Annotated in this window: 16 protein-coding genes; 10 read left to right on the top strand and 6 right to left on the bottom strand. The window is 70.8% G+C overall.

The genetic code is table 11. The features are described 5' to 3' along the window. Positions 1-470 precede the first annotated feature (470 nt). Positions 471-3,650 carry a Helicase associated domain protein gene (locus ACMXN5_RS48800; RefSeq protein WP_439673348.1) on the top strand — a complete coding sequence of 1,060 codons (3,180 nt, stop codon included), beginning with the start codon at positions 471-473 and terminating at the stop codon, positions 3,648-3,650. A 27-nt stretch (positions 3,651-3,677) separates the two neighbouring features. Here the strand turns inward: ACMXN5_RS48800 and ACMXN5_RS48795 are convergent, their stop codons facing one another. Beyond that, positions 3,678-4,583: a nucleoside triphosphate pyrophosphohydrolase family protein gene (locus ACMXN5_RS48795; protein WP_439673349.1), complete on the bottom strand. Its 906-nt coding sequence runs from the start codon at positions 4,581-4,583 to the stop codon at positions 3,678-3,680. A gap of 115 nt (positions 4,584-4,698) precedes the next feature. Between ACMXN5_RS48795 and ACMXN5_RS48790 the strand changes: the two genes are divergently transcribed. The 4 genes from ACMXN5_RS48790 to ACMXN5_RS48775 are packed head-to-tail and all read left to right on the top strand — an operon-like array spanning position 4,699 to position 7,166. After that, a complete protein-coding gene (locus ACMXN5_RS48790; protein WP_439673350.1) occupies positions 4,699-4,977 on the top strand; it encodes a phosphopantetheine-binding protein in 279 nt (92 codons plus the stop codon). Next, a complete protein-coding gene (locus tag ACMXN5_RS48785) occupies positions 4,974-5,396 on the top strand; it encodes a helix-turn-helix domain-containing protein (RefSeq protein ID WP_439673351.1) in 423 nt (140 codons plus the stop codon). Before ACMXN5_RS48790 ends, ACMXN5_RS48785 begins: the two co-directional genes overlap by 4 nt. A gap of 26 nt (positions 5,397-5,422) precedes the next feature. Continuing rightward, on the top strand, positions 5,423-6,301 hold the full coding sequence (locus tag ACMXN5_RS48780) for an ImmA/IrrE family metallo-endopeptidase (protein ID WP_439673352.1): 879 nt from the start codon (positions 5,423-5,425) through the stop codon (positions 6,299-6,301). Positions 6,302-6,344: 43 nt separating this feature from the next. After that, the gene (locus ACMXN5_RS48775; RefSeq protein WP_439673353.1) at positions 6,345-7,166 is read left to right on the top strand and encodes a hypothetical protein; all 822 of its coding nucleotides are present in this window, start codon (positions 6,345-6,347) and stop codon (positions 7,164-7,166) included. Between the two features lie 3 nt (positions 7,167-7,169). Here ACMXN5_RS48775 and ACMXN5_RS48770 read toward each other — a convergent pair whose 3' ends face one another. Continuing rightward, positions 7,170-8,240 (bottom strand): nucleotide kinase domain-containing protein, encoded by a 1,071-nt coding sequence (locus tag ACMXN5_RS48770; RefSeq protein ID WP_439673354.1) that lies wholly within the window; start codon positions 8,238-8,240, stop codon positions 7,170-7,172. A gap of 30 nt (positions 8,241-8,270) precedes the next feature. On the opposite strand from ACMXN5_RS48770, the gene ACMXN5_RS48765 reads away from it, so the two are divergent. Continuing rightward, positions 8,271-8,609 (top strand): hypothetical protein, encoded by a 339-nt coding sequence (locus ACMXN5_RS48765; RefSeq protein ID WP_439673355.1) that lies wholly within the window; start codon positions 8,271-8,273, stop codon positions 8,607-8,609. Positions 8,610-8,963: 354 nt separating this feature from the next. Here ACMXN5_RS48765 and ACMXN5_RS48760 read toward each other — a convergent pair whose 3' ends face one another. From ACMXN5_RS48760 to ACMXN5_RS48745, 4 genes are all read right to left on the bottom strand, one after another. Continuing rightward, positions 8,964-10,241 carry an IS256 family transposase gene (locus ACMXN5_RS48760; protein ID WP_439673356.1) on the bottom strand — a complete coding sequence of 426 codons (1,278 nt, stop codon included), beginning with the start codon at positions 10,239-10,241 and terminating at the stop codon, positions 8,964-8,966. Positions 10,242-10,407: 166 nt separating this feature from the next. Continuing rightward, on the bottom strand, positions 10,408-11,052 hold the full coding sequence (locus tag ACMXN5_RS48755; protein WP_439673357.1) for a hypothetical protein: 645 nt from the start codon (positions 11,050-11,052) through the stop codon (positions 10,408-10,410). 382 nt (positions 11,053-11,434) lie between these two features. After that, positions 11,435-12,625, bottom strand: coding sequence for a hypothetical protein (locus ACMXN5_RS48750; protein ID WP_439673358.1), 1,191 nt, complete (start codon positions 12,623-12,625; stop codon positions 11,435-11,437). Positions 12,626-12,665: 40 nt separating this feature from the next. Beyond that, positions 12,666-15,065 (bottom strand): Helicase associated domain protein, encoded by a 2,400-nt coding sequence (locus ACMXN5_RS48745; protein WP_439673359.1) that lies wholly within the window; start codon positions 15,063-15,065, stop codon positions 12,666-12,668. 160 nt (positions 15,066-15,225) lie between these two features. On the opposite strand from ACMXN5_RS48745, the gene ACMXN5_RS48740 reads away from it, so the two are divergent. The 4 genes from ACMXN5_RS48740 to ACMXN5_RS48725 all read left to right on the top strand — a co-directional run bounded on the left by ACMXN5_RS48740 (position 15,226) and on the right by ACMXN5_RS48725 (position 19,077). Next, complete coding sequence (locus ACMXN5_RS48740) at positions 15,226-16,308, top strand: TniQ family protein (protein WP_439673360.1); 1,083 nt, start codon at positions 15,226-15,228, stop codon at positions 16,306-16,308. A gap of 273 nt (positions 16,309-16,581) precedes the next feature. Beyond that, positions 16,582-17,313, top strand: coding sequence for a TnsA-like heteromeric transposase endonuclease subunit (locus tag ACMXN5_RS48735; RefSeq protein WP_439673361.1), 732 nt, complete (start codon positions 16,582-16,584; stop codon positions 17,311-17,313). Further along, positions 17,310-18,170 (top strand): hypothetical protein, encoded by an 861-nt coding sequence (locus ACMXN5_RS48730; protein WP_439681308.1) that lies wholly within the window; start codon positions 17,310-17,312, stop codon positions 18,168-18,170. Before ACMXN5_RS48735 ends, ACMXN5_RS48730 begins: the two co-directional genes overlap by 4 nt. Next, the gene (locus ACMXN5_RS48725; RefSeq protein ID WP_439681307.1) at positions 18,085-19,077 is read left to right on the top strand and encodes a hypothetical protein; all 993 of its coding nucleotides are present in this window, start codon (positions 18,085-18,087) and stop codon (positions 19,075-19,077) included. The genes ACMXN5_RS48730 and ACMXN5_RS48725 overlap by 86 nt, the downstream gene beginning before the upstream one ends. Positions 19,078-19,200: the final 123 nt, after the last annotated feature.

The raw sequence follows: 19,200 nt of genomic DNA, 5'->3' as shown, positions 1-19,200 counted from the left end.
CCCGCGGAGCGGGTCCCCAAGCCGCTGCGCGGCTTGCGAGCGAAAGGCTGCCGCGTTGCGGCAGCCGGGTGGCGCGTTGCGCCACCCGGTGAAGGACGGCCGCGTTGCGGCCGTCGGAGCCCGCTGCGCGGCCTCCCGGTGTACCGCTGCGCGGTACACCCGAGCCACCCGCTGCGCGGCTGGCTCAAGGCCGCAAGCGGCCTGCCGGCAGCGGCAACCGGGGTGTCTGGGTTACGCTTTCGGGGCTCTGGCTCGTATATCTGATGAGCCATCACATTGGATCTGACGCATCGTCAGCTGTGATTTCCAATGCCTGACTCGACGTCAGTCGCAATCTGACTTGCCGTCATGTGGTGCGGTGGGGTTTCCCACGTCCGAGAAGTCCGGTGGGCTTCGCTTCAGGGTGACACATCGGTACCGAGTCACGCCGTCGGCTTGCATCAAAACATCTTCTACCCGAGTCTGTGATTATGAGCCCCTCGTACCGAGGCGTCGCGCCGAGCGTGACTCTACGCCGTCATCAACGCGAAGCCGTGCAGAACGTAGTCGCCGAGTTCCGGCGTCCGCTCGAGGAATTTCGGCTCGGCGACGGGCCGTACGCGGGCCGGCGGGCCCAGGTCGTGTCCGCCACCGGGTCCGGCAAGACCGACATCGCCGCGGCCGTGGCAGGCGAGGTGGCGCCGCGGGGGCGGGTGCTGGTCCTGGTGCCCACCCTGGGTCTGTTGACCCAGACCATGACCGCGTGGCGGCGCGCGGGGCGCGACGGGCCCATGGTGGCGTTGTGTTCGCTGCCGAACAGCGATCCGGTCCTCGTCGACGCCGGCGCGCGGGCCACCACGAACCCGTACCGCTTCGCCCTCTGGGCGGGCCGTACGCGGCACGTCACGGTCTTCGGGACCTACGCCTCCCTCCGGCAACTCCTGAAGGCCCACAAGGGCAACTACGGCCTCCCGGTACTCCCCTGGACCCTGGTGATCGTCGACGAGGCACACCGCACCAGCGGCTACCTGGGCAAGAAATGGGCCGCCGTCCACGACAACCGACGCCTCCCGGCGCAGCGGCGGCTGTACATGACCGCCACCCCGCGGGTGTGGGACCCACAGGCGCGTAGTGCGTACGCGGCGTTGGGGGCGCGGCCGACGTCGGTGCGGTACGAGGCGCCGGAGGAGTTCGACGACGAGGAGGTCGTCGAGGGCTTCGGGGGCTTGGAGGGGGTCGACGGGGGGTCGGAGGGTCTCGATCTGGTCTTCGATTTCGCCTCCGGTGAGGACGACGGGGACGAGGAGTGGGAGGCGTTCGCCGAGGAGACCCCGGATGAGGCCGAGGAGGAGGTCTCGGGGACTGTCGAGGATGTCGAGGCGGAGGAGCGGCTGGTGGCGATGCCGTTGCCGCCGGGGTTGGTGGCGTCGATGGACGACGAACGCCTCTTCGGCAGGGTGGTGTTCGAACTGCCTCTCGTCGAGGCTTGTCGCCACGGGATCTGTGCGCCTTTTCGGGTGATCCTGGTGGAGGTCACCGATGCCGAGGTGGAGGCCGCGGCGGCGGCGAAGGGCCTCGCGCTCAACAGGAACACGCAACGCCCCCAGGACGCGGAGGAGTTCCGGGGTGCACGGTTGGCGGCGTTGCAGACGGCGTTGCTCAAGACCGCCGCCGAGTACGGGCTGCGGCGCATCCTCACGTTCCATCACCGCGTCAAGGAGGCGCAGGCGTTCGCTGAGGGCCTGCCGAAGGCGTTGGGGCGGCTGCACGCGGCGGATCCGCGGACGTATCCGGGGTCGGTGGGCGCGGGGTGGTTGTACGGCGGTGACGACGCGGAGGTCAAGCGCGAGGCGTTGCGGGTGTTCGAGGCCGGTGTCGACGCGGACGGCGTCGTGGCCGAGCGGTCCTTCCTCGCGAACTGTCGGGTGCTGGGCGAGGGTGTCGACCTGCGGGTGGACACCGTGGTGTTGGCGGATCCGCGCGGTTCGGTGGTGGACATCTGCCAGGTCCTCGGTCGTGCGGTCAGGCCCTCGCCGGAGGGCGACAAGATCGCGTCGATCGTCGTGCCGATCTTCCTGCGCAGGGGCGAGACGCCCGACGACATGCTCGTCTCCCCCACCTGGGCGCCGTTGGCCCGCGTCCTGTACGCGCTGCGGTCCCACGGGACGGATGTCGTCGACGTCCTCGCCGTGCCCCAGGTCGACGGGGCGGCGCAGGAGACGGCCCGCCCGTTCGACGACGGTGACGACGAGTCCGGTGGCGAGGGCGGGCCCGGGGGGCGGGGTTCGCTGGTGTGGTTCTCCTCCCGGCGCGACCCGGTCCGGTTGGCGCGGTTCGTGCGTACCCGTGTCCTGGACCCTCAACGGCGCAACTGGCTGCGGGGGTACGCGGCCGCGGAGCGCTACCGCGAGCGGTTCGGGAATCTCGAGATCCCGCTGCACACGGTCGACATCGACGCGCACGGCGTCACCTTCCCCGTGGGGAGCTGGGTGTCGGAGATGCGGCGCGCGTACGCGAACGGCGGCCTGGATCGGACGCAGATCGCCGAGCTCGAGGCGTTGGGGATGGTGTGGGACGCCTACGACCGGGGGTGGCGGGACGCCCTGGCCCACGCCCGTGAGTACGCCCGGCTGCATGTGGGCCTGGCCGCGCCGGTCGACGCGATCATCGACGGCTTCCCCATCGGACGGCAACTGCAGAAATGGCGCCAGGGCAACGGCATGAAACGCCACCCGGAACGCGCCGAACAACTCGCAGCCATCGACCCCGAATGGAACCCCCGGCACTGGTCGATCGACTGGCAGCGCCACCTCAACCACCTCCGCCACTGGCAACAGACCCACAACCCGCCCGCCGCCCTCGAGGGCGGCGACGGCGCAGCGGCGGGTGGACATGAGCCGGGTGTCGGGGTGGGGGCTGGTGGGTCGTACGGCGCAGCGGCGGGTGCGGGTGGGGTGCCCGACGCGGCGGCGGTTCGAGACGGCGGGGGCGGAGGCGCGGCGGCGGGTGTGGTCGGGCCGGGCGTCGCGGGGCCCGGGCACGGGACGGCGGCGTCCCGGGGTACGACGGCGGGTGGGCATGGATCGGGCGGTGAGGTGGGCCTGGCCGGGCCGCGCGGCGCAGCGGCGGGGGTGGCTGGTGGGGTCGGGGTGCGTAGCGCGGCGGCGGGTGTGGCGGGGCGGGTCGCGGCGGGTGGTGTGGGGGCCGACGTCGGCGGTGGGGCGGCGGGGCCGGCGGCGGTGCGGGAGGTGGTTGTTCCCGGGCCCGGGACGGTGTATCGCGGGGTCGGGATCGGGCGGTGGGTCGAGCGGCAGGTCGCGGGGTGGGCGCGGTTGAACGCGGCGCAGCGGGAGGCGCTGCTCGCGGTGGGCGTTGTGGCGTCGGCCGTCGGGGTGGTGGCGGGGCGGGGCGGGGGGTCGGGTGGGCCGAGGGCGGGGCGCAGTCGGGACGAGGCGTTCGCGGTGGGGTTGGCCGCGGCCGGGGTGTTCTTCGCGCGGGAGGGGCATCTGGAGGTCCCGCGTGGGCACGTCGAGGTTGTGGAGGTGCCCGGGGGTGGCGGGGTCGAGGAGGTGCGGTTGGGGGTGTGGGTCACCAACACCCGGGCGCGGCGCGGGAAGTTGACGGGTGAGCGGATCGCCGCGTTGGACGCGATCGGGATGCGGTGGACGTGACGTCGGGTGTGAGATCCGGCGTGAGGTTCAGGGTGCGGTGTCGGTTCTCGTCGAGGGTGGTTCGGGGTGGGGGCTTTGCTCGATGAAGGTGAGTGTCTGGTGGTCCAAATCGAGTTCAACTGTGCCGCCGTTGTGCTTGCGGATCTGACGCCATACGTCGTAGCCGGTCATGATTGCTTTTTCCCAGTCGGCGGCTCTGAGGACGTTGACTTCCAGGTGGGCGGTCATCTGGTCGATCGTGTCGAGGAGTTCGTGGTCGACGTGGCGGGTGTCTTCGAAGAAGCCGTGGCGCGTGGCGTAGGTGAAGACCAGGGCGGATACGCCTTCTTCGATGGCGATTGCGCGGCCTCCGTCTTCGGCTTCGTCGACGCCGGGACGACTGCGGCGTTTGCGCTCCAGGAGGAAGCGGGTGACGGGCGACCAGCCTAGGACTGCGGCGTGCGCAAGGTGGAAGGCGTCGTGGAAGCGGTAGTCGTCCTCGATGTGGGATGCGCTGGTGAGGGGGTCACCTGCTTGGCTGCCGTCCTCACGGGTGAGTCGGACGCGGTTGTCTTCGGTGGGGGTGAACGTGAGGGTTGTGCGGCGGGGAAGTTGCTCGTGGGGCGGGTAGTCGGCGTCGAAGTGGACGCGTTCGAGGTCGGGGGTGACGCGCCATCGGTCCTTGGCCTTTTCGAGGCTGGCGGCGGCGACGTCCTCGAGGTCGAGGTCCAGTCGGTGGGCCAGGGCGGCGACGTACCACAGGACGTCGCCGAGTTCTTCGCGTAGTTGTTGGCGTCCGGTGGTCGTGCCGTCGCGCATACGCTTTTTGTAGGCCGTTGCGACCGAGCCGACTTCACCGACGAGACCGAAGAGGGGCACGAGGACGGGGTCGGCGTCCGGGGTGGGCGGTTGCAGGGTTTTCAGGGCGGCCTGCTGGTAGCGGGCGAGGTGCACGTACCCTCCGTCTAGCGAGTTAGGCGACAAGTCTGTCGGATTTCCCGACACGCTTGGTATGCTAGATGACGTCAGCCCGGCTGTCCGGGAGTCGCGAACACGGGCGGGTGTCGCCATGCCGGACGGAAGCGTCAGGGAGATCGTCGACGTCGTCGTGGAGCTTCTGGCGGAGCAGCAGGGTCGATCGGTCGACGAGTTGTACGAGGAACTTTCGTCCCAGGGTGCGGAGTTGCCGGTGGACTCCGTGTTGATCGTGGAGATCCTGACCCGTGTCGAAAACCGTTTTGGCGTGACGATCAGCGCGGATGCCGAGGCCGGAAGATCTCTGCGCTCCGTGTGGGCTTTCGCCGAGACCGTCCACGAAGCCGTCCCCGCGAAGGAGGGGCTGTCATGACCGCCGTATCCGAGCCTGCGGACGACGATGTCGAGCGTGCCCGGCTCGGGCAACGATTGAGGAGCACCCGCGATTATCTGGGCCTGTCCCAGCAGCAGGTGGCCGAACGGACCGGCATCCCCCGTTCGGCTGTCAGTGACATCGAGCGCGGAGTGCGCAAGGTGGACACGATGGAGTTGAAGAAGCTGGCGCGCCTCTACCGGTTGTCCGCGTCCTACTTCCTGGACGAGGACGAAGACGCGGATGCCGGTGAGCACGCCTTGGCGGGGATGCCTCGGACTCGCAAGGACTTGACGGAAGGGGACCGGATCGAGGTGGCCAGGTTCATCCAGTACCTCAAGGCTCGGCGTGCGGCCGAGGCGGAGGCGGAGTCCTCGGACGCTTCGGATGGGCCGTCGGCGTCCCCGGAGCTCCTTTGAGTTGGGACGAGGCGCACGGGATCGCGATGATCGCCGCAGCGCACGCCCACCAGAGCCTGAGGGTTCCCCGCGACGACTATGTGGACGTGTTCGCCGCTTTGAAGGCTGCGAATGTGGAAGTTGTCGCTCGAAAGTTGGGTCCGTTGTTGGGGTTCTACCTCGCGTCGGGCGACGGCGGGCCGGCTTGTCTGCTCAACGAGGGCTTGGTTGAAACCGACATCCGACACACCCTGGCTCACGAACTGGGCCATCACGTCCTGGGACACGGGACGACCCTGGATCACGACGGGGACAGGAGGTGGGGACGTTGGGGTGAGGACTGGCCGGAGCACGAGAAAGCCGCCGAAGCCTTCGCGTCCTGGTTTCTGATGCCGTTGCCGGCCGTCCGTGCGGCCTGCGCGCGTGTCGGTGTACGGCACCCGTCCAGCCCTGCGGACGTCTATCGGATCGCGCGCTGGCTGGGCACTCCCTACGCCACCACGGTGCGACACCTGGTCCGGCTCAAGGCCATCGGACGATCCACCGAGAGGATGTGGGTGAAAAACGCTCCGGCGGATCTGAAGAACCTGCTCGCGCACGGGCTCGGAATCTCCCCTCGGGCCCATGTCCACGCCCTGGGGCGTGGTGCTCATGATGCGCACATACGTGTGGCCGCCGGGGATCTGCTCTTGTTGGACTTCAGCGGTGCCTGGGACGCGATCCCTCCCGGCTTCGCGAACGAGGATCCGTCCGACCAGACGCAACTTTCTTGGGAGGGTGGCCCCGACGGCAACCGCGCCCTGTGGGTCACCGAAGAGTTGAACGGCGTTTCCACCCTGACTGCCACCTCCGGCGACGAGATCTTCCACGTCACCGTGTCCCCGGTACCGCGACGTCATGGCTCCGATCACTTCTGGGAGTCGTAGCCCGAACGCCGCGCGCCAGTGCTCCGTCGAGGGGAGACAGAAAGTGCACACCTTCACCGTCGACGCTCCCGACGTGTCCTCCGCCTGGCTGAGGGCCTGCGGGCGCCTGGCCGAATTCCCGGGCGCGAAGGGCTACCACACCGTCGTGCGCATCTCCGATCCGCGGCACGAACATCCAGATATGCGAGCCGAGTTGGAGCGCCTGCGCATCGCCAAGGACAAGTACCCGATGGAAGCGGTGATCAACACCCTCTTCCCCGCCGCGCTTGCTGCCTCCAGCAAGGATCACGCCGAGTTGGCCCGACGCTATCTCGCCATGTACGAGCGGCTGCGCAAAGCCGATCGGCGCAACGTCCACGGCACCTACTTCGGGCGGCTGGTGGGCCACCCCGGCCGCGACGGGAACACGGCTCCGGTCGACCAGTTGGGTGTGCTCATCGCGCGGCTACGGCAGCTCAGCCGCAGCAGTCGCTGGAACGCGGTGTACGAGGCCGGCACCGTCCACGTCGAGGACGGTCCGCCGCCGGTCGAGGAGGCTCCGACCGACCTGCCCATCCGCGACCTCGGGGGCGACACCCAGATGCTGGACTTTCCCTGCCTGAGTCACGTCTCGTTCCAGCTGGAGAGCGGCGCCGGCATCGTCCACACGGTCGCCTACTACCGCAGCCACTACATGTTCGACCGCGCCTACGGCAACTACCTGGCGCTCGGCAAGCTCAACGCCTGGGTCGCCGAGCAGGCGGGTCTGCGTCCGGGAAGTCTGATGGTCGTGGCAGGCGTGGCACGTCTGGATTGCACTCGAGAGATCCTCGCCCGGGTGAACAGGGCGCAGCAGCAAGAAGACCTGTTCGCTCCCCAGGGTTGACGCTCAGGGGCACGCCGACGCTCCGGCCGCACTCTCTGTCCCGGGCGCGTCGGCGCCGCCCAGTCCCCACTTCGGGGGAAACCACGGTGTCAACGGCGCGGAGTCGGCGCGGTAGACCTGCTTGATCCGTGCGCGGCCGCTGATCCCGGCGACGTCGGGGTGCGCGACCCTGGCGTACTTGTCGACCTCGCAGAACAGGTTCTGGCAGTCGATCAGTTGGAGTCGGCGGCGGCCTCCCAGCCGCACCGGTTCCAGGCCCAGTCGGGCGAAGTGCTCCTCCTGGGTGTCGGTCATGTAGTGGATGACCTCCGCCTCGATGCCGTCCGCCGCCGCACCGAACGCCTTGCGGATGCCGTCCTTGGCACCCGGGCCGGGCACGACGAAGTCGCCTTCCTCGAAGGGCATCTCGGCCGCGTAGTTCAGGTCGATCACGTACTGGTAGGCCAGGAACGGGCCGATCGCCGGGTAGCCGAGCAGGATCCGGTACGCCTCCTGGAGGCTCTTCGCCGCCAGTACCCGCGCGGGCGCGTTCGTGGCCATCATCGTCTCCAGCACGCGCAGGTGATTGGCGTGCTTGCGCGGCTCCCCCATGGCCGGCGGCGGGGTGATGTAGGCCGCCGAGTACAGCCGCCCACCGGACGCGAACGCCTTCGACAACACTTCGTCGTAACGACCGAAGTCGTAGTCCGCCCACGTCGGCGTCCCGCCGAGCGCGCCCACCAACAACTCCCACGTGGACGCCTTGTTGAAGAACTTGAACAACAGCGTGCGGAAGAACACCTCCTCCCAGCGCTGATCACCCCGGTAACTCACCCCCGCGATCAGCTGCTGACTGACGCGATCCGCCGCGCGGAAGCAGTTGGTGAACCGGTGACGGGCCAGAATCGGGTCGCTCGTCCACGGCGCGGGCGCGCCGGCCACCCGGGCGCGATACACCCGGTCGCGCAGCACGGCGAACCGCCAGTAGGTGTCGAAGACCGCCGTCGGCCGCAACCGCCGCCCCGCCACGACCACCTCGTCGCGGGCGCGATGAGCATGTTCCTCGGCAGCGGGGCTGGCCAGCAGGGAAGGCATGCGTTTGAATATATATTCAATCTATAGTCGATGAACAGGGGCGCCGCCGTGGGCAGGTCCGTGGAGCGGGTCCATCAGGGGACGCGGCGCAAGGTCCTGCTCACCTGGCCGCAGGAGATCGACGCCCGCCTCGACCTTCTGGTGCGCATGGCCACCGAGGCGGGCGAGCGCACCAACCGGTCCGAACTGCTGGCCGCCCTGATCGCCTCCACCGAGACGACCCCGAAGAAACTCGCGGACACGCTGCGCGCCTATCGACGACTGGACCCGGAGACGTTCACCGCCGCCCACGACCGGCCCGATCTGCCCACCGTGCGCCGCACCGGACCCAAGACCACGAGCGGGGACACCACCGCGCCCACGCCGTAGCCGCACGCCCCCGCGGCCGCCGCCACGTGGACCGGCCCGCCGGCGGCAGATGTTCCCGCCCGGTCCGCACCGCACGGGTGAACCACCACCGCGTCTCGACGCGGCGTCCGACGAAGGCAACGACACGCGGGTTCAACCCCCCCACACGACACCGAGGACACGGCCCGACCCCCACGACCACGCGCCGGCCGCAACAGGAGCCCCCGGCAGTCGAAGACGGCTCACCCTCGGCGGAACGGGGCACGACATCGCGTGCTCTACCGCTCGCCGCCCCCGTACACCGCACCGCCGGGCCGGCCCCACTCGCGGTTGCGGGTCTGTAAATCGAACGGTGTAACGGGGTTGATGTAGTGGTCAGTTGCGTCCGGCGGACAGGCGTCCGTCGAAGGCGATGTCGAAGGCGTTCAGGGCTGCTTTCCAGCGCATGGTCCAGCGTTTGCGGCCCTGACCGGTAGGGTCGAGCGACATGATCGCCATATAGACGCACTTGAGGGCGGCCTGCTCGTTGGGGAAGTGTCCGCGCGCCTTGACCGCCCGCCGGATCCGCGCGTTGACCGACTCGATCGCGTTGGTCGAGCAGATCACCGTGCGGATCTCCGTGTCGAAGCTCAGGAACGGTACAAACTCCGACCAGGCGTTCTCCCACAGCCGTACGATCGCCGGGTACTTCTTCCCCCAGGCGTCGGTGAACTCCACGAAGCGTTCGAGTGCGGCCTCCTCGGTCGGAGCCTGATAGACCGGCCGCAGGGCCTTGGCGATCTTGTCCCAGTCCTGCCGTCCGGCATAGCGAAAACTGTTCCGCAGGAGATGGACGACGCAGGTCTGGACCACGGTCCGCGGCCAGACGGCCTCGACGCTGTCGGGCAGACCTCTGAGCCCGTCGCAGACGAGCATGAGCACGTCCTCGACGCCGCGGTTCCTGATCTCGGTCAGCACGTGGAGCCAGAACTTGGCCCCTTCCGCGCCGTCGCCGGCCCACAGGCCGAGGATGTCGCGGTGGCCCTCGGCGGTGACCGCCAACGCGACGTAGATCGGCCGGTTGGCGACCTTGCCGTCGCGGACCTTCACGTTGATGCAGTCCACGAACACGACCGGGTAGACGCGGTCGAGCGGCCGGTTCTGCCACTCGGCCATCCCGTCGAGGACCTTGTCGGTGATCGTGGAGATCGTCTGCCGCGACACGTCGGCCCCGTAGACCTCGGCCAGGTGGGCCCGGACCTCGCCGGTGGTCAGACCTTTCGCGGACAACGAGATCACCATCTCGTCCACCCCCGACAGACGCCGCTGCCGTTTACGGACGATCCTCGGCTCGAACGACCCCTCGCGGTCTCGCGGCACCGATATCTCCACCGGGCCCACATCGGTCAACACCGTCTTCGCGCGGGTGCCGTTGCGCGAGTTCCCGCTGTTGTCCCCGGCCGGATCGTGCTTCTCATACCCGAGGTGGTCGGTGATCTCACCCTCGAGAGCGGACTCGAGGATCCGCTTGGTCAGCTGCTGAAGCAGCCCACCCTCACCCACCAGATCCAGACCTTGGGCACGGGCCCGGCCCACCAGCTCGTCGATCAACCGGCCGTCCACAGCGTCATCGACGACACCTCCAACCGGGCTGTCCTGCACAGGCTCTGACATCACGTCAGTCATCTCTCGGCGTCACTTTCATGATCAAGTTCCACCGTTAGTTTTACAGTCCCGCGGTTGCCGGATCGGGCGGGTCCACCGCACGTCGCGGAAACCAACGGCCCAGCCGAGGCGCGACACAGGGCGCACCCACGCGCGAGTTCGCTGGTGGAATCCCTTACGTGGACGACTCCCACGTCTTGGCGAAGATTCGTTCCAGGGTCCGATACATGGGCGAGGACACGGGGTACTTGACGACCGCGCAGTGTCGGCCGTGCTCGTGCGCCGAGTAGGGCGTGAAGTAGGCCGCCCGTTCGGTCAGACACACCCGCCCGATGTGCGGGGCGTCGAACCTTCTGAGTTCGATCGTGCCCGCACTCGTGTACGGGGCCACGAACGCGACGTTGGTCTCGATCTGAGTGTGCAACAGGCCCGAGCCGTGACTGCGATCGAACGTCGCGAGTTCCGCCTCGCGGTCGGTCGTCCAGCGGGCGTCCCGGCCGGTTCCGGTACACGGCAGCAGGAGCCGGACCCGGCGCCCGGTCGTACCCGCGGCCGCCAGGAGAGGAGCGAAAGTATCCCGCTGCAGCTCGTTTCCCCGGCCGGTCAACAGGTCCACGCGACGAGCGCGCGCCAACTCCCTGCGGAAATCCTCGTCCGCCTCGACCTTCGTCGGCCACGTCTGACCGAAATCACCACGCGTCAATCGCGCTACCGCCCGGATCAACAACCAACGAAAACGTCCCGACCACAACACCGCGAGTGTGACGGTCAGCCCCGTGGCCGCGAGTGAGGACAACACCCCCATCAAGAACTCGTTCACCACCCACCCCCTCGCACGTCATACCCCGCCGCCCGCTCCGACCAAGCCCCGGGAAGACGAACAACACATGCGATTCGCGACATCGGCGCCACCCGAGCGGATGCGCGACTCCTTTGGCGGCCGGGAACGATTCGTGACGACCGCGTCGCCGGCCACAGGCCGGCTCGCGTCACAAGGGAATAGGTTCCCGGCCGATGTTCGTCGAATCGGTCGGGGACCGGTCGGTCGTGCCGCCCGAGAACGCACACGTGCGCCAGCCCACCCATCGAGCCCGTGTCTTGCTCGCCGCTCCCGTTGCACGGTTCGTCGACGCGTGGGGAGGCCGGGTGGGCCCCTGAGCCGAGCAGAAGCGTGACGAGTGAAGGGACGGCGCAGCGGGGCGCTACGGGGCGCGGGCGTCACCGTGCCACTGGTCGAGGCGGTCGGGGAACTCGGATGCGTCGTGCGGGGTGCGTTGTTTATTCAGGATCCGGTCGGTGAGTTCGACGGTGGCGAGGTACCACCAGAAGATCCAGTCGAGGAAGGCGTCGTCGTAGTCGGCGCGTTGGTCGGCGCGGCCGTGGCGCAGGTCGTATCGGTTGGCGATTTCGAAGAGGAATCCGTCGTCGGGTTTCCCGGCCTCGGTCTTGATGAGGTCGCGGCGTTGTTCGAGGATTCGGGCGAGGGCGACGATGGCCGAGCGTTTGTGGTCGCGGGTGGCCCCGCGTGCGCGGAACAGGGCGATGGCGTGCTCGGTGCTCGCGCGTGTTCGCGGGTCGGGTGTGTTCAGGACCCGGTGGACGAGGTCGCCGCGGGCGTCGTCGGTGAGGGCGACCAGTCGGCCGAGGTCCTCGCCCTCGTCGGCGAGTCGGTAGTCGATGCCGGCGTCGTGGAGGAGGTTGTTGATCCTCCATCGGTACAGGGCGCGGCCGGGGGCGGCGTTGAACTCCTTGTGGTGCCAGCCGCAGCCGGAGTAGGAGTGCATGTCGCGGTTGCGGGGGCGCGAGACCAGGTCGTGGAAGACCTCGATCAGGCCGAAGAAAACGTCGTCGTCCCATGCGTCGGGGTCCAGGGGCCACAGGTTCGCGTGTCCGAGGTGGCGGTCCAGGATCCGGGAGCGGTCCGGGAGCGGATCGGGGTCGTCGACGCAGTCCCGGCCGAAGACCTCGACCAGGTAGCCGTTGGTGTCGAGTTCTTCGACGAGGCGAGCGAACTCGCGGCGTTCGCCGCCCTTGTGGCGTGCGTGGTCGGACGGGGCGCCGTGGCGTTGAGGCCAGTACGGGCGCGGTCGGCGGGCGTGGCGCAGTTCGGCTGCGCGGTCGATCAACTCGCGCAGCCAGGTGCGTTGGGTGTACGCGGGAGGCGCCTGTCCCGCGGGCGGTTTCGGGGACCAGGGGTCGTCGTCGGCCCAGATGGTGGAGGATTCGCCGACCTCGTCGAAGTCGCCCACCGCCGTGGTGCCGGCGAACGCCTCGCCCAACAGCAGTCGTGCGCGTTCGACCCACTGACGGTGGTCCGAACGCGAGATGCGCTCGGCCTCGGCCGTGAACAACGCGGTGGGCCACACGAGTTCGTACACGCTCACATCCAGCACGGGACCATCCTGGCCGAGTGTGTACGGGATCGTCCCCGAATTAGCGCGGCTGCGTGCGGGGTCGCGACCTTGCCGTCGTCGGTCGGGCGCTGTGCAGTTCGATCGGGGGTGAGGGGGCGGTGAGGCCTGGCTGCCATTCCATGCCGAGTGCCTGCAGGGCGTCGAGTTCCGGGCGGGACAGGCGTGTGACGTGGTCGGGGTCGCGCAGGGCGGCGATCGCGGCGCCGAGGGGGATGCGGTCGCGGCGGACGCGTTCGACGTGGTCGGCGGGTACGCGCAGGTGACCGTGGGTGCGACGGAACCGGCGGGCGGCGCGCAGGAGGTGGCAGAACTCCTTCTCCCCCGAACTGCGGGGATTGCGCAGGCCGATGGCGAGGGGGTCCGCGGGCAGGAGACCGGCGAGTTGCTCGCGCTGGCCCGAACGCAGCGCGGGGAAGGCGTCGAACTGGGCGTCCAGCCATCGGGTCAGGTCGTCGGCCTCGGCCTGGGCGTGGGTGAGGGGGATGGCCAGGGCGCCGCCGCGGGCCCGAACGAGGGCGGCGGCGTGCATTCGCTGCCAGGCGTGCGGCCAGGCGGGGTTCCAGTGGCGGTCGATGCCGGCCAGCGCCTGGGCGTAGCGGCGGGGCAGGGTGCCGGCCGTGTGCTTGGCGCGTTGGTGTTCGAGCCAGGCGCCCAGGGGTTGTTTGCGGAAGGTCTCGGTCGGTTCGGGGAGCAGGTGGCCGTGTCGGTGGCGCCAGGCGCGGGCGAGGGCGAGGTGGTGCTCGGCGCTGTCGGCGGAGTGGGGCCAGCTCATGCCGAGTTGGGCCAGGGCGCAGATGCGTTCTGGGGCGAGGTTGCCGGCGGCTTTGAGGGAGCGCTGATAGCCGATCCACCAGCCCAGTTGGAAGCCGTTCTCGTCGATGTGGTCGCTGTCGACGTCGAGTAGGCCGTGGCGGGCGTGGTGGCGGGCGGCGGCATCCAGGCCCTGGAGCCACAGATCGGGAGAGGGGTCCATGGTGCGTAGCCCGAGGTGGGCGGCGATCTCGTCGGCGCGTTCGGGGTGGGGTGCGGGCAGCGGGGTGTGTTCGAGGGGTTCTCGGCCGTTGCGGGCGATGCGGTGGAACAGGTGCTCGTCGTGGGCGCGCAGGGCGATCATGACTTGGTAGAGCAGGTGGTAGGGCGTGCCGAAGGTGGCGTCCCGGGGGTGTTCGCCGGGTCCGAAGAACACCGGGATGATCAGGGTCGAGCATTTGGACATGCCCGGGGCCAGGCGCAGCGCGCGGCCCACGCCCTGGACGATGTCGATCGTGCTGGACTTGGGGTCGGCGAACAGGACCGAGTCGGCCAGGGGGAAGTCGACGCCCTCGATGGCCAGTCGGCAGTTGCAGAGCACTTCCAGGTCGGTCGCGTGCCGGCCGGGGGCGAGGTCGCGGGGCGGGCGGGCGAAGCGGTCCATGCGGCGGCGGCGCTCGGCGGGTGTGTGGCGGGAGTGGACGGCGGTCGCGCACAGGCCCTGGGCGTGGCGGCCTCCGGCGTGGCGGGCGGTGTCCAGGAGGGTGTCGGCGAAGGCGTCGGCATGGCTGATCGCGCGGGAGAAGACCACGGTGCGGCTGATGCCGTGCAGTTCGCGGGCGCGTAGCAGGGCGAGTTGGGCGCCGGCGATGCGCATGCCGCCGGCGGCCGGGTCGTCGTCGTGGTCGGGGCGGCCGGCGAGCAGGGTGCGCAGTTGGGTGTCGTGGATCTCGGGGGCGCAGATGCGGTAGTCGGCGAGTTGGCCCTCCTCGATGGCCTGGGCCAGGGAGTAGCGGAAGACGACGGGCCCGTACAGGGATTGGTCGTCCATGGAGGCGATGGGCTCGTGGGAGAGGGGGCGGGTGACGTCCCAGATCCTGGGGGTGGCGGTGAGGTAGAGGCGGTGGCGGGCGGGGACGGCGTCGTCGTCGTGGATGGCGGCCCATTGCTTGCCCAGGGCTCCCGCGGTGCGGTGGGCCTCGTCGACGACGACGATGTCCCAGCGCGGCAGGGCGAGGTGGAGGTGGGCTTCGATGATCCTGGGGAGGGAGGCGTAGGTGGCGAAGACGGTGACCGGGCCGTCGGCGGTGCGTACGGCTCGGGCCAGGACGGCGGGATCGGTGGTCATGGTCATCAGGCCCTGCAGGGCGGGGTCGGCGGGCTTGTCGTCGCTGAACAGGCCGACGTAGGTGCCGGGTCGGCCTCGGGCGTACCAGCTTCCGGCGGTCTGCTGGAGCAGCGGTCGGGTCGGGCACAGGACCAGGGCTCGCCCGTGGGGGGCGCGCCGGTGGGCGATGCCCAGGGCGATGAGGGTCTTGCCCGTCCCACAGGGCGAGACGAGGGTGCACCGCGCGGCGCCCAGGGCGAAGGCGTTGCCGGCGGCGTCGATGGCGTCCTGCTGGCGGCCGCGCGGTTCGATGGTCAGGTCGTGGACGCGTGGTGGCGGCAAAGGGGGGCCTCCCGGCGGCGCCGGCGCGGCGCCGTGCGGATGCGGCGCCGTCGAAGTGCAGCGTGGGGGAGGAATCGACGGGCGGGGCGGCCCCTGCCGGGGGTTCGCTCGTTCGAGTGAACAGCTCTGGTGGCGATCGGTGTCGGCGTGCTATCCGGCCGTGGAGGGCGGAACGCGCGAAGGGGCGGCGGCGGTGGCCGGAGGGTGGGTGGAGGCCGGGACGTGGGGCTCCTCGCGCGGTTGGCCGCTCGCGGTGCGGTTCGTCGCGGACGAGTCCACCGGCTCTTTCCTGTCGCGGTTCGCCCGGGCCAACGGCCGCGGCGTCGGGGACCTCCTGCAGGATGTGGGCGAGGGTGGGATCGGGCGGTCGCCGGTCGAGCCGTGCCTGGCGGAGGTCTACCTCAGCCGCCCGGCCCTGGAGCGGCTCGCGGTGCTGACCGGCCGCCGGGCGCAGGTGCTGCAGCGGGCGCTACCGAACCTGCGCGATCCGCTGCTGCTGGCGGACGAGGGACCGCGGTGGCACTACCCGTGGACGCCCGCGGCGGGGTCGCTGGTGCGTGCCTGCCCCCGGTGCGCCGCCTCCCGGGGAGCCGACGGCGCGTGGGTGGTGGCGCGGGACCCGTGGCGGGTGTGTCTGCGGCATCGGCGGTGGACGGACGCGGTCCGCGCCGGCGGGCCGGCCTGGTTCGACCTGGCCGCGCTGCCCGAGGTCACCGCCGCCCGACTCGGGTGCCTGCGCCTGGAACGGCGCTTCGGGCCCACCGGGGCGGCGTTGGTGGCCGACGCGTTCGCGATCGCCGGATGGTGGTGGCGCCGCGCGCCGCAGGCGCCGTGTTGGCGCCGCCGCGAGCGGTGTCTGGGGGTGGGCCCCGGTGCGGTGCGCACCGCCGTCCTGGTCGTGACGCCCGAGGCGTTCGCCCTCGCCCGGCTGCTGTTGCGGCACGAGCGGGTCCGCGGTGCGCAGGGCGGGCAGGACGTCGCTGCCGAAGCCGAACTGTTGTGCGCGGCGCGGGCGGTGGCCGGACGGTTGCCGCTGGCGCCGCGGGTGGCGCAGCAACCGGTGGCGGAGTGGTTGGCCCGCCACCACCGCATCCTCTCGGGGACCGAGGACCACGGCGGGGTGCGGGTGGGCCGACGCGAGCCGGTGCGCTGCCTCGTCCACGGTCGGGACGAGGCGCAGGCCTGTCTGAGGGAACGCACGTGCCTGCCCTGGCAGTGGAGCGACCTGCACACACGACCGTGAACGCCCCGGCGGCCGGGCTGTGTTCGGGCGGCGAGCGATTGCCGGCCCCGCCCCGGGCGTGGGGGCCTCGCCTGGCGGGCCTCGCCTGTCCGTGTGGCGGACGCCCCCCGATCGCCGGCGCCGCTCGTAGCGCGTCGCGCGGCGGTTCGGCAAGCGCCGGGGCACCGCTGTCACCCGTGGGAGTGAATACGCGGCCATCGGGTCCCGGGCCGCCGGGTGTCGCCGACGCTGGTGGGGACGGTTCCGCGCCGAGATGCCCGAAAGGGGGCCGGTGTGCCGGAGATCTCCATCGCCTACACCGACGAGAACGGACGCGCTCTCGAAGTGCCCGCGGATCGGGCAGGTGGCATCGCGTTCGAGGAACTCCCCCATCCGCGGCCCCCGATCGCCCATCGGGGGCGGCGCGGCTTCGTCACGGATGGCTGGGTCTCGGGGACCGGGCGGACACTGGCCCTGGGCTCGCTGCGACAGCAGCACGTCGCGATGCTCCTGGACCGGGACCCGTCCGTCGGCGCGTTCGCCGCCGGACCGGTCGAACTGCGCTGGAGCGCCGGGGGCCGGGAACACGCGCTGCGGCCCGACTTCCTCGCCCGCCTGACCACCGGTGTGCGCGCCCTGGTGGCGGTGGTGCCCGACCGCCCCGCCACCGATTGGGACGCGAGGGTCCGTATCCTGCGGGCGGCGGCCTCGCAGGCGGGCTGGCAGGTCCGTACCTTGTCCCCTCCGCGCGGTGTGCGGCTGGCGAACCTGCAGCTGGCTTTCGCGGCCCGCGACCCCAGGGGCCGCGACGAACGGCAGGCCCGGCTGCTGCTGGGCGCCTTCGCCCGGCCGCGGCCTCTCACGGACGGCGCGCGGGCCTGTCCCCTGCCCACCCTGGTCGCGCTGGAACTGGCCTGGCACCTCATCTGGCGTGGTCGCCTCCACGTCGACTGGGACACCCCCATCGTGCCGGACTCCTCGCCGGCCTGGGCCGCCCGACCGGCCCCGGAAGGCGGCCGGCGGTGAGCCCGGCCGCGGTCCGCACCGCACCGCCGCCGGCGCGCGGTGACCGTCTCGAGCTCGGCGACCGGGTCCGGCTGCGCGGGCACGTCTGGCGAGTCGTCTCCTGGCAGGGCGAGAGCATCTCGCTGGCGCCCGCGGACCGAAACGACACGGAATTAACCGCCCTGTTCGCCGCGCTGGTGGGCGCCGAGGACTTCGCCGTGCTGGACCGCGCGGACCGGCCCCTGACGCGCACCGAACTCTCCAGCCGCACCGGGCAGTTCGACGCCCTGCCCGTCGAGGTGCGCGCCGATGCCCTGCGGTGGCAGCGCCACGTGATGGAGGTCCTGCACCAGCAGGCGCCGAACGTGCCCGCCACCGGCGTTCCGCACCCGGCCTACGACCCCGCGACGCACACCCTGCAAGAGCGCTACCGGGCCAAGGCGGCGCAGTTGTCCGCGCTGGGATGGGACGTGTCGCACCACACGGTCGAGCGCAAGTGCCGGGCCTGGCGCAGGAGCGGACCCATGGGACTGGTCGACCGGCGCCGGACGCGACCCCCGTCCCCGTGCGGACGCACCGATCCGCGCGTGGTGGACGTGCTGTGGCAGGTCCTGGACGCCGAGGCGGGAAAATCGGCCGGCACGGTGACGCGGCTGTGGGGAACTCGTCCGGGCGCGGGTCGCACGCCGCTACCGAGCGGAGATGCGCGACCCAAAGGAGCGTCGGCGTCTGACGGTGCCACGCGCGACCTTCTACAGACTCCTCCACCGCCTGGGCGTCACCGTCGAGGACGTGGCCGGGTCGACCGCGCGGCGCAGCGCCGACCGGGAGCGGCCCCCACCCCCGTACACACCCACCGCGGCGCGGGTGCCGGGTGAGTTGATGCAGATCGACACGACCGGCCTGGACGTGCTCGCGATCGGCGACGACGGTCGGCCCACCCAGGTCGAGGCCACCGTCCTGATCGACGTCGCCACGCGCACCATCGCCGGCGAGATGATCGTGCCCAAGCGCTCCGGCCACGGGCCGCACGGCAACCGCGTCGGCGGGCGGGCCACCCGCTCGCAGGACGCGGTCTTCGCCCTCGCGCAGGCCCTGGCCCCGGTCCCGGCCCGGGCGGGCTGGTCGCCACTGACCCTGATGGAAGGCTCCGACCTGCCCTACGAGGAGTTGCTGGCCGCCGATCCACGGATGGCCGGGGCCGCGGCCCGACCGGTGATCCGCCCGCGGACCGTGGTAATCGACCACGGGAAGGCCTACACCGGCAGCGCGTTCTCCTCGGCCTGCGCCGAACTGGGCATCGAGGTACGGCACGCCCGCACCCGGACCCCCACCGACAAAGCCATCGTGGAACGCGCCATGCGAACCATCAAGACGCGGTTCGGCCAGTGGCTGGCCGGCCACACCGCCCACCGCCTCGAACTGCGCGGCAAGAACGTCGAGCGGCAACCGCTGTGGCGCATCGACCAGATCCAGGACATGTTCTCGCAGTGGATCGCCCTGGAATGGCAGCAGACCCCACACGGCGGCCTGCGCAGCCCCTACACACCCGGCAAGCTCCTCACCCCGAACCAGATGTACGCCGCCCAGATCGCGCGCTGCGGCTACCGGGCCCTGCCGCTGACCCAGGACCAGAACCGCAAGCTGCTGCCCGCGGTGTGGGTGACGGTCGACCGCAAGGGCTTCCGCATCGACAACCGCACCTACAACCGCGGCACCGAACTCGCCCCGTTTCGCGGCAAGTCCGGCATCCCCGGGCGGCGCGGCCGGTGGGAGGTGCACTAACCCCTACCGGCCCGAGGTGGCCTGGCTGTTCGACCACCGCGCCCGAGAAGGCGAGGACCCCTGGGTGGAAGTGCCCTTCGTCCACCGCAGGCTCCTCGACGACCCCGTGGACCGAGGACCTGT

It is taken from the genome of Embleya australiensis (assembly GCF_051903075.1).
Classification (GTDB): Bacteria; Actinomycetota; Actinomycetes; order Streptomycetales; family Streptomycetaceae; genus Embleya.
The sequence above is the reverse complement of the archived record's forward strand: the minus strand, read 5'-3'. Positions and strand labels throughout refer to the sequence as shown.

Bases quoted from the DNA above. Each gene is read 5' to 3' on its own strand.
- ACMXN5_RS48800 (WP_439673348.1), top strand. From the start codon at position 471: ATGAGCCCCTCGTACCGAGGCGTCGCGCCGAGCGTGACTCTACGCCGT.
- ACMXN5_RS48790 (WP_439673350.1), top strand. From the start codon at position 4,699: ATGCCGGACGGAAGCGTCAGGGAGATCGTCGACGTCGTCGTGGAGCTT.
- ACMXN5_RS48785 (WP_439673351.1), top strand. From the start codon at position 4,974: ATGACCGCCGTATCCGAGCCTGCGGACGACGATGTCGAGCGTGCCCGG.
- ACMXN5_RS48780 (WP_439673352.1), top strand. From the start codon at position 5,423: ATGATCGCCGCAGCGCACGCCCACCAGAGCCTGAGGGTTCCCCGCGAC.
- ACMXN5_RS48770 (WP_439673354.1), bottom strand. From the start codon at position 8,240: ATGCCTTCCCTGCTGGCCAGCCCCGCTGCCGAGGAACATGCTCATCGC.
- ACMXN5_RS48765 (WP_439673355.1), top strand. From the start codon at position 8,271: ATGAACAGGGGCGCCGCCGTGGGCAGGTCCGTGGAGCGGGTCCATCAG.
- ACMXN5_RS48760 (WP_439673356.1), bottom strand. From the start codon at position 10,241: ATGTCAGAGCCTGTGCAGGACAGCCCGGTTGGAGGTGTCGTCGATGAC.